Origin of the sequence: Methylocystis bryophila, from assembly GCF_027925445.1 — a bacterium.
GTDB lineage: Bacteria > Pseudomonadota > Alphaproteobacteria > Rhizobiales > Beijerinckiaceae > Methylocystis > Methylocystis bryophila.
In genome coordinates, this window is sequence record NZ_AP027149.1 from 323,092 (window position 1) to 335,789 (window position 12,698).

Annotated in this window: 6 protein-coding genes; 4 read left to right on the forward strand and 2 right to left on the reverse strand. The window is 64.7% G+C overall.

Annotation, left to right across the window (positions count from 1 at the left end; all coding sequences use genetic code 11):
* Positions 1–158: 158 nt before the first annotated feature.
* The 4 genes from QMG80_RS01530 to QMG80_RS01545 all read left to right on the forward strand — a co-directional run bounded on the left by QMG80_RS01530 (position 159) and on the right by QMG80_RS01545 (position 8,983).
* On the forward strand, positions 159–1,862 hold the full coding sequence (locus QMG80_RS01530; RefSeq protein ID WP_158658670.1) for a S1 family peptidase: 1,704 nt from the start codon (positions 159–161) through the stop codon (positions 1,860–1,862).
* A gap of 72 nt (positions 1,863–1,934) precedes the next feature.
* Entirely contained in the window at positions 1,935–3,191 is a 1,257-nt protein-coding gene (locus tag QMG80_RS01535) for a hypothetical protein (protein ID WP_085771215.1), read from the forward strand.
* 78 nt (positions 3,192–3,269) lie between these two features.
* Positions 3,270–6,371, forward strand: coding sequence for a virulence factor SrfB (locus QMG80_RS01540; RefSeq protein ID WP_085771216.1), 3,102 nt, complete (start codon positions 3,270–3,272; stop codon positions 6,369–6,371).
* Positions 6,372–6,385: 14 nt separating this feature from the next.
* Complete coding sequence (locus QMG80_RS01545) at positions 6,386–8,983, forward strand: virulence factor SrfC family protein (protein WP_085771217.1); 2,598 nt, start codon at positions 6,386–6,388, stop codon at positions 8,981–8,983.
* A 94-nt stretch (positions 8,984–9,077) separates the two neighbouring features.
* Here QMG80_RS01545 and QMG80_RS01550 read toward each other — a convergent pair whose 3' ends face one another.
* Positions 9,078–11,594, reverse strand: coding sequence for a TonB-dependent siderophore receptor (locus QMG80_RS01550; protein ID WP_158658671.1), 2,517 nt, complete (start codon positions 11,592–11,594; stop codon positions 9,078–9,080).
* Between the two features lie 77 nt (positions 11,595–11,671).
* Positions 11,672–12,574, reverse strand: coding sequence for an outer membrane protein (locus tag QMG80_RS01555; protein ID WP_342586574.1), 903 nt, complete (start codon positions 12,572–12,574; stop codon positions 11,672–11,674).
* Positions 12,575–12,698: the final 124 nt, after the last annotated feature.

Genomic DNA, 12,698 nt, shown 5'->3' on the forward strand with positions numbered 1-12,698 from the left:
TTTCCCCCGCCTTCTGTCGTGGCGATACACGACAGGTGATCGGCTGTCACCTCTCGAGAGCGACAAAAACTGTCACGATATCGTCATGCAGCTCTCGCTTGATCTGAGCTGGGAACGGGATTGGGGATTGCATGGGGCGCGACAACCGATTCTTCGTCATGAGCTCCGATTTGACCGGTCGCGTCGCGCTCGACGTGGGCGGGCGGCGGGCGATATCCGAGTACGACGGGCTCGTCGATCGCATCGAGAGACTCTGCGGGCGTGAGGCTGCAACGCTTTTCGCCGAGCCGGTGCTGCCGCGCGGGGGCGCCGAGCCGGCCACGGCGATCTCCTGGTACGGCCCTTTCGAGGGCCGCCCGACGACTCTCGACGCGATTGACGCCGTGGCGAAGAAGCCGACGGTCGATCGGCTGACGCAACGCCTCAACGCGCTCGCGCCGGCGCTCGGCGATCCCGAGTTCGCCCCCATGCTGGCGGCGGCGCTCGCCGTCGACTCGATCAAGGACGTCCTCGCCGTCGGCGGCGAGCCTCTGATCGTGAATTGGGGCCTGCTGCCGCAGGACGCGGCGCAGCAACCCGCGCGACGGCTCGCGCATTTTTCCGACACCCTCGGCCGCTACGCGCCAGCCTTGATCCCGCTCGTCGCGCAGACGCTCGGCCTGGCGCCGCCGCCCCCCACCGCGGCGCCCCCGCCTCCCTCTCCGCCGCCGCCTCCCTTTGCGCCGCCGAGGCGCGCTGCGCCCACAGCGCCGCGCGGCCTGCCGCCGCCGGGCTGGCGAACGCCGCTGGTCGCCGCCGCCATCGCAGGGGCCGTGCTGCTCGTCCTGCTCTTGCCCGGCGTGCTTCGCTATCCCGATCTCGGCGACCGCGCGGCTCGCGACGCCTTCGAAACCGAACGCCTCCGCAAGTCCAACGACTCTCTCGAAGCGCAGCTCAAAGCGCTCCGCAAGGCCCAGGAGGAGCGCAGCTGCCGCGCCGACGGCATGCTGCAGGTTCCCGGCCTCCCGCCAGGCGAATCGTCGCAACAGCCGCCGCAAATGGACGTTCTGCCGCGCCCGCCCGAAAAAGTGCCTCTGCCCCAGCGCTCCGGCGAGGCGCCTTCGGCGGCCAATCTCGCCGAAATGCTGGAGAAGGCCACCGTCTTCGTCTTTGTGATCACGAAGGATGGTTGGTCGAGCGGCAGCGGCTTCTTCATCAACGACCGGCAGGTGGTCACTAATCGACATGTGGTCGAGAACGCGGCCGACCCGTCCATCATCTTTCTCGCCAGCAAATCCTTCGGAGGCGTGCGGCGAGCGAGCGTCGTGGCCGAGACGCCGCCAAGGGTGAAAAACGCAGGCCCCCAGCCGGATTACGCCGTGCTGGAGTTGGCGGAGCCAATTCCGGGCGCCGTCGCGCTCAAGCTCGGCGCCACGCCGCCGAAACTCTCGACGGCCTATATCGCCGGTTATCCAGGATTTCTCGTCGAGACGGACGCCGCCTTCAGCAAATTTCTGCGCGAGCTGCGCGACGCGCTCAAGGCGGGTGACGACGATCGGGCGCTCGCCGCGAGGCGCTTTGACGTGCCTAGCGCTGATCTGCGCTATGGACGCATCAACAACACGATGTCCAGCGGAGCGGGCGAGACGCCGGTTATCGTACACGACATGCAGGTCGCGCATGGCAACAGCGGCGGACCGCTCGTCGACGCCTGCGGCCGGCTCGGCGGCGTCAACACGCTTTTCTTCGCCGACGAGCATCAGGTCGGCAATGTCGCGCTCGACGTCACGTCGCTCAAGACGTTTCTGACGGACAAACGCATCGGATTCGCAGGCGATGATACGCCCTGCGCCTCGGCTCCGCCCGCGAGCGCAGCCAGATGAGCGGGAGGCGGCTCGACACGGCGCTGGCGACGCGGCTCCCGGCTTTCCCATGCGCTCCGCGCGGGGGCGCTGATGTATAGCCTTTGCGTCGCCACGACCGACGACAGGGAAACGCCGATCGCGGACGACTGGCCGAACCTGACCTGGGACCGGCTCGTCGACGTGTTGCGCGCTGAGGTGTCTCCCGAGGCGGGGGCGCTGTTCGCAGAACCGATCGCCGATCCCGCGCGGGGCGTCACGCATTGGCACGTCTTGTCCCCAAACGAGCCCAAGCCCTTGCATGCGCTCGCGCCGCAAGAGCGGGAGGCGCTGCTTGCGCGCTTCGAAAAGATTGCCGCCGACATCCGCGCCTATGCGGAACGCCTCGCCGCGGCGGGCGGAGAGACGAATCTCCGCTTAGCCCATGCGCTGCATACGGCCGTCGTGACCAGCGATCAGAACGCGCAGCTATGGTCGCTCGGCGGAGCGCCGGTGCTCACGGGGTGGGGCCGGCGCCGCATCGCCACCACCGCCGCCGCGCCTGCAATCTTGACTCGCGACGCAGAACAAGCCGGGGCTTCCGGCGGCCCTTCGGAACGTTCCTTCATTCCGGGCCTGGCGCGAATCCCTTCGCCCTCGGGGTTGGCGCGCCGTCTGCAAGCGCCCGACTGGTCGAGCTGGCGCACAGATTGGCGCGATAGCGCTTGGCTGCTCTGGCTGCCCTTCTGGCTTCTGATCGGCGCCATACTCTACCATCTGCTTCCGGCTTGCGGGATGGACCTGCCTTTGCTGCGGGGACTGTCGCGCTGCGACGGCGCGGCTCGAGTGGACGACCTCGACGGTCGCAACGAAGCGCTGCGGCGCGCCGTCTTCGAGGAGCAGAAGCGCCTCGCCGCGCTCTGCGCGGAGACTCGGCCGCGCGCGCAAACGGACAATGTCGCGCCGCCGAACGTCGAGAAGACCAAGGCGCGGCTCGAGGACAACCAGCTGAAGGCCGGCCGCCTCGATATAACGCTCGCCTGGGACGGCCGCGAGGATCTCGACCTGCATGTGCGCTGCGGCGAGGGACATCTTTTCTTCAAGCAGAGGAATGCTTGCGGCGGCGTTCTCGACCATGACGCCAATGTCAGAGAACCCGTCTTGGACCGCCCGGTCGAGCACGCGACTTGGGAGAGCGATCCGCCGCCCGGCCTTTACAAAGTGTCCGTGGCGATGGCGTCGCGCAACGGCAACCCCGAGCGGCCCGTGCCCTTCACACTGCTCATGCGATCGGGCGGTAAGGAGCAAGTTTATCGTGGCGTCATGAACGGCCTCGAAGAAACCCCGGTGACGACCTTTGAGCGCCACTGAGAACCACTGTGTAGACTTTGCGTCGCGGAACGAAGCCCGTTTGAGCGTTCGCGGCCGCCGTGAAGGATTCTGGACGACATGACCCGGAACGCATTCCCCAATCCGCGCGGCGAAACGCTGAAGATCGCGCCGAACTCAGGCGTGCAGTTTCTCGTCTATGGATTCGACATCGAGGCGAGCGGGAGGTTTTCGCGCTCCTTCATCGAGCACAAGCGCACGGATCTGCGCGGCCCCGACGGAATGACGCCGATCGAGTTGCGCCCGAACTGGAACGACGACGACCCCGAGCTCGATCCCCCGCTCCCGCCCAAGGGCAATGATGACGTCTATGATATTTCGAAGCAGAAGGCGCTCGAGCCGTTTCTCGGGCAGTGGACGCCTATTCCCTATCTCGCCGTGCAGTCGGGGCGCGACCAGATCGGGCGCGAGCTGCTGCAGCCGGGTCCGACGAACTGGGCGCGCGTCCGCGTCGACCTCGCCGAACCCGCAAACGCGCCAGGCCACACCCATGTCGTGACGCTCGCCTTCGACACCGAGCTTCTGGAGCGTCGCGAAGGGCGCACCTATGTCGCGCCGAGCCCGCAGGACGCGCTCGCCGAGCATGAGTTCGTGTTCGCGTCGCTGTTTCGGGACGTCGCCGCCTTTCTGTCCGACTCCGCGCCCGGCGGCAACACGAACAATCAGGAATGGGTCGATCGCTGGATTGACGAGCTTTTCGTCGAGCTCAAAACGGCGCAGCGCGGCCGGCCGCCGCGGCCGGAGGAGCGGCAACCGCTCGAGCACGCCGCGCGCTACGTGGCTTTCCTTCAGCTCTTGGCGACGGCGATCTCGCCGCCGCGCATCAAGCTCATCGACACGCTTTCGGCGGATCCCGCGGTCAAGCCCGTCAACGTCGATCTTGTCCTCGACATCGGCAACAGCCGCACCTGCGGCATGCTGATCGAGAATTTTCCCAATCAGGACAAGATCGAGCTGGGCAACTCCTACGTGCTGCAGCTGCGCGACCTCGAACATCCGCAGCGCCTCTACGCCGAGCCCTTCGCGAGCGACGTTCAGCTCGCGCAGGCGCATTTCGGCAAAGAATATCTGTCGCGCTTTTCGTCGCGCACCCGCGCCTTCTTCTGGCCGAGCCTCGTGCGCGTCGGTCCCGAGGCGACACGCTACCGCCAGAGCGCCGAGGGCACCGAGGGCGCGAGCGGCATGTCGAGCCCCAAGCGCTATCTCTGCGACGTCGATCCTGTAAATCAGGATTGGCGGTTCCAGCCCGGCGACTATGGCGCGAAGCGCGAGCCGCCGACGATCGATCGCGCCGCCCGACGCTTCGTCAATTCCCGCGGCGATGTGCTGCGTCAACTCGCCGACGAGCGCTCGTTCTACCTCCGGCTTTCCAGCGCCGCAGACACGGCCGAGCTCGAGAAGCCCGCCGCGCGCCTGACCTTCGCGCGCTCGTCGTTCTTCACCTTCCTCGTCGCAGAGATTCTCGTCCAGACGCTTTCACTCATTAACAACCCGCAACTCAGGGCCAAGCGCGGGGAAAAGGACACGCCGCGCCGCTTGCGCCGCATCATTTTCACCTTGCCGACGGCGATGCCGGTTCGCGAGCAGCGCTTGCTGCGCAGCCGCGCCAGCGCGGCGGTGAAGCTCGTCTTTGACATGATGGGCTGGACCGAGTCGCCGCCGCCGGGTCTGATGGTGCCCGAGACGAGCGCCGCCTGGGACGAGGCGAGCTGCGCGCAAGTCGTTTACCTCTACAGCGAAATCGCTCAGAAATTTGGCGGCGCCATCTCGGACTTCATGCGGCTCGTGGGACGTCCCCGAGCCTACGCCCCGGCCGGCCGCTCGCCGGCGCCACAGGAGCAGCCGCAAGCATCCGTGCGCATCGCCAGCATCGACGTGGGCGGCGGCACGACAGATCTCATGATCACCACCTATTACGTCGAGGACAATCGCGCGATCGTTCCCTCGCAAACCTTCCGCGAAGGGTTTCGCATCGCGGGCGAGGACGTGCTGCAGGAGACCATCCAGCAGGCGCTGCTGCCGGCGATCGAGGCCGACCTTCGCGCGCGCGGGCTCTCGCGCGCGCGGGACTTCCTGGCCGATCGCTTCGGCGCCGACCGCGCCAATATGACGGAGCCCGAAAAGCATTTGCGACGGCAGCTGGTGCTGCGCGTCCTCAAGCCGGCGGCGCTCGCGCTGCTGGGCGAGTATGAAACGGTCGGCTCGGCCTGGGCCGGCTCCGGCGGCAAGGCGACGATCGCCGAGCTCGTGGCGCGCGCGACGCCCGAGGCGGCCGCGCTCGAAGGCCGCGTGCTCGATTATGTGGACGCCGCCGCAGCGAGCTGGGGCGCCGAGGACTTTCGTCTGGCGCAGGTCGAGATCGCCATTGACTTCAGTCGCGTCAAGAACGCCGTCGAGACGACTCTGGGCGGCGTCTTCGACAATATCGCAGAGGCCGTGAATCATTTCGACTGCGACGTGGTGCTGCTCTCCGGCCGCCCCTCGCGCCTGCCGGCGACGATCGATCTTTTCGTCAACAAGCTCGCCGTGGCGCCGGATCGCGTGCTGCCGCTCACGAATTACCCGACAGGCAATTGGTATCCGTTCGGCGGGCGCTCGCGCTTTCGGATTGAAGATCCGAAGACCGCGACGGTGGTCGGCTGCATGCTCTGCGCCCTCGCCGAAGGGCAGATTCTCAACTTCACGCTTTACACCAATCGCTTCGCCATGCGCTCCACGGCGAACTACATCGGCGTCATGGAGCGCAACGGCAAGATGCTTACGCGCAACGTGCTGTTCTCGGCGCCTGGGGGAGAGGCGCCAGCCGAGTCCCAGAGCGGAGAGGTGAGCTGGTATGCGCCAATGCTGCTCGGCGCGCGTCAGCTGCCGATCGAGCGCTGGGTGACGACGCCAATGTATCGCATCAAAATGCTCGCCGGCTCCTCGGGAAGGCTCATTCAAAGGCCGATTAAGATCACCTTGGAGCGCGAGCTGCCCGAAGAGCTCGCCGACTACGACAGTCGCGAGTTCTCCTTGCAGGAGGCGCGCAAGGAGGAGCTTCGCATCACCGAGGCCGTCGCCCAGGACGGCGCCGCGGTGAAGCGCTCGTTCAGCCTCGTCTTCGACACGCTCGGCAGCGAGCAAGGCTACTGGCTCGACACCGGCATACTGGGCGTCGCTTAAAGGGAGGAGGGACCATGGTCGACGCTGAGCTGGCCAAGGCCTGCGACTCCGCCGCGCAGGCGGCGACAGAGGCTTTGGACTGGATCAATCTCGCGAAGAACGAGAAGACTCTCGGCCACGAGCGCGCCTTTCTCGAGCGCACGATCCGCAACGAGGCCTATCGGCTCCGCCGACTCGCGCGCTCGCTCGACCGACCGATGTGCGTCGGCGTCTTCGGCCCGAGCCAGGCTGGCAAGTCCTATCTCGTCTCGGTGCTCGGCCGCAAAGGCGAGACGCTGATCGCGCTGTTTGACGATCCGAACCGGCCGGAAGTCGACTTCATCCGCGACATCAATCCCTTCGGCGAGAAGGAAGCGACCGGTCTCGTCACGCGATTCTCGATCAACCCGCCCAAGACTCCGCCAGGATTTCCCGTCGCGCTGCGCCTCCTGACGCAAACCGACGTGCTCAAGATTCTCTGCAACTCCTATTTCTTCGACGGCGACCTCGAGGCGGAGACCGCCCTCTCGCCCGATGACATCGGCAAGCACCTCGCGTCTTTCGACGCTCGCCTGCGCGGCGGCTACGCCGACGTGCTGCGCGAGGAGGACATTTGGGACGTCGAGGAATATTTCCAGCGCCAGCTGCGACGCGCCGAGGCTAAACTGTTCGCGCCGTTCTGGCCGCGTTTCGCCGCTCTGGCGCCCCGCCTCGAAATCTCCGACCGCGCGGAGCTGTTCTCGATCCTTTGGGGTGGACACCGAGAGCTAACGGAGCTGTTCCTCACGCTGCTCGAGAGCTTGAGCAAGCTCGGCTTCGCAGAAGACGCCTTTTGCGCGCTCGACGCGCTGACGCCCGCGGCGACGGGCATCCTCAACGTCGAGACGCTTGCCGGGCTCGGGGTTGCGAACGCCGAGACCATGGAGATTTCGGCCGGGGGAAAGACCCTTTCCCTGCCGCGCGCGGTCGTCACGGCGCTCGCGGCCGAGCTGCGCATGACGATGAAGGAAGCGCCCTGGCCTTTCTTCGACCACACGGACCTTTTGGATTTCCCCGGCTATCGCAGCCGCACGCCCACGAACCTCACAAAATACCTCCGCGAGGCGGGAAGCGGCGCGCTCAAGGAATTATTCCTGCGCGGCAAGGTCGACTATTTGTTTCAACGCTACACGGCCGAGCAGGAGCTGACCAGCATGCTGCTTTGCCTTCGGCCGAGCAACCTCGAGGTCGCGACGCTGCCGGCGATCATCGAGGAGTGGATCGGCGCGACGCATGGCGCGAGCCCCGAGGCTCGCAAAGGCAGACCGCAGCTGCTGTTCTTCATCTTGACCATGTTCGACCAGCATTTGTCCGAAACGGTCGTCAGCGCGGGAGAAGACGTCGACCCGGGGATTCGATTTCAGGCGCGTCTCGAGGCGTCGCTTTTGAAACCCTTCGCCAAAATGGCCGATTCCTGGCCGCGAAGATGGACGCCGGAGGAGCCTTTCAAGAACTGCTTCTGGATTCGCAACCCGAACTACAAAGCGGAAGGCGTGATCCAATACGAGGGGCGCCGGGAGGTCGGAGTCCTCCCGCAAAAGGTGGAGCGGATAGCTCAGCTGCGCGCGGCGCATGCAAGAGCGCCCGAAGTGATCGAGCACTTCCGCGATCCCGATCGCGCCTTTGACGAGGTCATGCGTCTCAACGACGGCGGCGTTTCCTATCTCGCTGCGGCGCTGGAGCAGGTGTGCAAGCCAGGCATGAAGGAGGCGCAAGCGCGAAACCGCATGAGCGACCTCAAGCAGCGCATGTTCGACACGCTCGCGCCGCATTATGTCCCGACGGACGCCGAACGTCGCGTGGCCGAACGGACCGTCGTCGCGGACGCCGTTCTCGACGACTTTGCGGAATGCGTCCAACGGCAAGCGTTCGGAACTTTCCTGCGCGGCATGTGCGTGGACCGCGGCGATCTGGTCGAGGCTTTCTACGAGGCGCGTCTGTCGGGGGCGCTGAGCGAGAGCGGAGCCGAGCCCTCCGGCGAGACGAAGCCGGCGGCGCCGCGCAAGCAGGAGTCGCTCAGCGCGATCATCAAAAGATTGGGAAAGCCCGAGCTGCAGCCGGCGGCGGCGCCCGTCAATCCGGCTGCAGCCGCCTCGCGCCCGCGCGCCGCGCGCTACGAGGGTCTGGCGCAGGCGGCGATGCAGCTCTGGTCTAAAAGCGTGCATGACGCCTGCGACGATCTCGCCTTCGCCGAGGCGACGGGCGTGCCGCCGAAGGCGCTGAAGGAGATTGCGACGGAGCTTCTCGCAACCGCCCGCCGGAAGGGACTAGAGGCGAGCCTCCGCGTCGCGATCTCCGACGCGACGCATATCGAGACGACCGAGCAGGCGGCGGCGAAGGCGACGATCATCGCCGAGCGCTTGATCAACCGCTTCGTGTCGACGCTCGGCGTCGACCAGGCTGCGCGCGACACGCGCTTCGACGCGTCGGGCATCGGCGAGCACCCGACCGACTTCCGACAAGAATTCTTCCTCACGTGGCTGAAGAGCTTTTATGACCAGACGATCGCCAACGCGCTCTCCTCGGATGGTCTTATCCTCGATCCCGAGCAGAACGCCAGGCTCGGTGAGATATTGAAAGGCTTCTCGGGGTGAGCGCGCCTCAACGGAATCATTGAGCGATAAGCAATCGTCGGCGACGCGCGGCGGGCAAGCCCTCGCCCGCGAGTCGCCGATGCGAGCGGCGTGATCAGAACGCGACCCTGATCAGTCCGCGGAAGGTGCGCGGCGCGCCGATCACGTTCAGATTGTTGAGGCCCCATCCCTGGCTGATGGTCGGAGCGGCAAATCCCGGTAGAAATCCAGGAATCCAACCGAAGCCTCCGTTCGTGAAATAGCTCGTGTCCAAGAGATTGTCGACGTTGAGCTGCGCCTTGATCTTGAGGCCGTTGTATTCGGTCTCGTAAGCGGCGAAGAGGCCCACCAGACCGTAGCTTGGCGTCGACGATCCATAGATGTAATTGCCGGAATTGTCGTAATGATAGAAAGGCAGCAGGCCTGTGTAGTCGTATCTCGCGCCGAATTTCAGTCCCCTAAGCGCGCCATCTCGGAACTCGTAATTAGAGGCGAGAGTCGCCTGATTTCGCGGCACATAGGGAAAGGGCGCGCCGACTGCCGGCGTAGCGCTGCTCGCGCCCGCGATGCCCTTCGTGACGATGACATCGGTGTTGGCGTAAGCGAGATTGACCTTCCAGCCAGGAAGCAGCTCGCCCTGAATGTCGAGTTCTGGTCCCTGCGAGCGGCCCTCGCCGACGAGCTCGACAAAGGTGGGCCTGTTGGGGATGCCGACCGGAATGTTAGTCTTGATCAGGTGGTAATAGTCGGCGCTGATCTGCAGCTTCTTGTCCAGAAGCTCGAATTTGACGCCCGCCTCCTCCTGCTGCCCCGCGCTCGGCGGTGGCGGCTGATTGGTGTTGATGACCAGACTGCCTGTATAATTCGGGCTGAGAGCTTCCACGTAATTGCCATAGAAACTCACCCATTCGAGCGGACGCCAGGTCAAGCCGGCGCGCGGAGTCACTCTTTGCGTCGTCGTTATGCCTTCGTTCGCCAAGGCGGGCACGGAAAGCGTGTCGAGCGAGCCGGGGATGGTGTTCGTGGCCTGGGAGCGGCTCGAGATATATTGGTAACGCGCCCCGGCGAGCACGTGAAAGCCATAGGGCAGATCGATCTGATCCTGAACATAGGCGCCGACATTGTCGGCCTGCTGGGCGCTCGCGAGGAGAGGAAAAAGGTTGGTCGCGAATGTCGGGAGCTGCGCGGGCGCGCCGAAGAGGCTCAGCGTTCCGAGGTTGAGCGGCGCCAAGAGCTCTCCCCGGAAATTGTATCGGTAATAGTCGCTGCCGAGCAGCAGGGTGTGCTTGAGCTCGCCGGTGTCGAAATGTCCGGTGATATCGACGACAGTGGCGTATTCCTCCTGTCGGTTTTTGACGGGTTGGCTATACTCCAGCAAGGACGTGTTCCCGGCGACGAAGGGCGAGCCGATGAAGCCGCATATCGGCGCCAAAGGCCCACTGATGCAGTCGCTGATTCCGATCGGGAGATTGGTGGCCTGAAAATAGTTCTCGCTTTGCAGGAAGGTTGTGGCTTTCACCGCCCAGCCATTGTCGAAATTGTGCGCGGCGGACAATTCCGAGAAAAGCGTCGGCTGACTCAGCGGCGACGGAGCGTTGTAGTTGTAGCCTCTTCCAAGCCAGAGCGGCGACACGCTGTTGAAAAACGGGATCACGTTATAGACTTGGTTCAGGCGATTTTCCTGATATTGTGTGTCAAACTTGACCCAAGTATTGTTGTCGACGTTCCATTTGAGAACGGGGTTGAACATCAGATTGCGCGTGTAGCCATAGGTCTGGAATGATCCGTCATTCTCATAGGACGCGGTGAGGCGGTAAAGCAGCTCCTTGTTCGCGGCGAGAGGACCGGTGGCGTCCATCGTGGTGCGATAGGCGGCCCAGCTGCCGATCTGCTGTTGGACCGAATAGGCGGGCGTCTCCAGCGGCTGCTTCATGTTGAGATTGACGATACCGCCGGGCTCCACGGCGCCATAGAGGATGGCGGCGGGGCCTTTCAACACCTCAACGCTTTCGACATTCGCAAATTCGACTCCGGCGACGCCGATATTGGTCGCGCCAAAATTGTCGATGCGGATGCCGTCGCGATAATAGGCGTTCGTGGAAAAGCCGCGGATCGTCACCTGTCCAAAGCTCGTGCCATTGCCGATGGCGCCGCCCCCGGTGACGCTGACGCCGCTCACGTCGCGCAGCGCCTGGTCGAGCGTGATGACCTGCTGATCCTCGAGCATTTGATGCGTGACGGTCTTGGTCGCAAGCGGCGTGTTCATGACCGGCGTGTTGACTTTGGTGCCGAGCGATTCGACGGGAGCGGAATAAGAGGTCGGATTGTTGCAGATCCCGTCCGCGCAAATCTGGCCATTCGCGCCCGGACCGATGTCGGTTCCATTGTTGTTCGCGAGCCCCAGGCCCGACCCTTCGCCCGCGACGGGCGCGGCGTTGGAGGCGCCGTTTGCATTCGAGGCATGGGAGACGCCTGAGCGCGGAGACGGCTTCGCCGCCGCGGTGCGCTTGATTGGTTTGGGCTTGCCGACCTGCAGGATGGGCAATTGCGTCTGCGCTCGCGCGGCGAAGGGAAGCAAGGACAGCGAAAGAACGACGGCGGAAACGCCGCAAGCGAACTCCTTGGGGGACATGGTGGCCTCTTGACGTCGCATCTGTAGAGTTGAGGGAGTGAATCGCGGCGCGGGTCGAAGCGCGCAGCGAAGGGCCATCAATATTTGGCGAGCACCGGCGCCGGGCCGAGCGGCTGAAAGTGATAGTTGACGCCGGCCCGCACGACATTGCCGTTTATGCGCGCGGAGGATTTGAAGTAATCGGAGTAGAGCATCGCGCCACTGCCGACGACGCCCCAGGCGATTGCGTTGGCGCTAACCGTGCCGAGGTCGTAGTAGAGATACTCGACCTTGGCGCTCCATCGCGGCATGAACATCCATTCGACGCCGCCGCCCGCCGCCCAGCCGATGCGCCCGTCGTTGTAATTCTCGGAAACCGCGGCAGTAGGGAAGTTGGCGAGCGAGGACAGGACGAAGACGCCGTTGTTGAAGTTCGCGCCGCCATAAGCGAGACCGGCTGTCCCGTAGAGCAACAGCGTCGGCGTGACGAGATAGCCGAAGCGTCCGCGCACCGTGCCGAGATAGCCCAGACTCTTGGAGAAGTTGGTCTGCACGCCGACGAAAGCGCCAGTCGTCCTCTCCGTCGCGGAGCCGAAAACCTTCACGTTTTGCGAGAGCGTCGTTCCCTGAATGTCGGTCTCGACGCCGGCCAGGAAGCTGCTGAATTGCCAATTATAGCCGATCTGCCCGCCGCCGATGACGCCCAAATTGCTGGCGTTGGACTCGCCCGGAATGGCGAGGGCGACAGCGTTGCCGAAAGCGCTCGGCCCCACGAGGCCGGCGCCGTTGGCGGCGTCATTGTAGAGCGGCGCCGAAACGATCTTGATTGACGAGCTCGCGTCGAAAATCCCGCCGAGATTGGCGCCGAAGTAGGCGCCCGTCCAGATCGCCGACGGCGGAAGCACAGGCGGCTCTTTGAGCGCCGGAAGGTCTGCTGCGACAGCGGGGCTGGCGAACAGCGCCAGCGTCAGAGTGGCCATTGAGATTTTTGTCCGCATCATCTTCATGTTCTCCTGGACGATGCGACACGAGTTCGCGGCGCCCGCTACAAGCAACAAGCCAGTAAAGCGTCGAACGGAGGCCTCACCATCCCGATGCGGCGAGAAACACTTTCTGATCTCGCAG

Coding starts and splice junctions, on each gene's coding strand:
- QMG80_RS01530 (WP_158658670.1), top strand. CDS start 159: ATGAGCTCCGATTTGACCGGTCGCGTCGCGCTCGACGTGGGCGGGCGG.
- QMG80_RS01535 (WP_085771215.1), top strand. CDS start 1,935: ATGTATAGCCTTTGCGTCGCCACGACCGACGACAGGGAAACGCCGATC.
- QMG80_RS01540 (WP_085771216.1), top strand. CDS start 3,270: ATGACCCGGAACGCATTCCCCAATCCGCGCGGCGAAACGCTGAAGATC.
- QMG80_RS01545 (WP_085771217.1), top strand. CDS start 6,386: ATGGTCGACGCTGAGCTGGCCAAGGCCTGCGACTCCGCCGCGCAGGCG.
- QMG80_RS01550 (WP_158658671.1), bottom strand. CDS start 11,594: ATGTCCCCCAAGGAGTTCGCTTGCGGCGTTTCCGCCGTCGTTCTTTCG.
- QMG80_RS01555 (WP_342586574.1), bottom strand. CDS start 12,574: ATGATGCGGACAAAAATCTCAATGGCCACTCTGACGCTGGCGCTGTTC.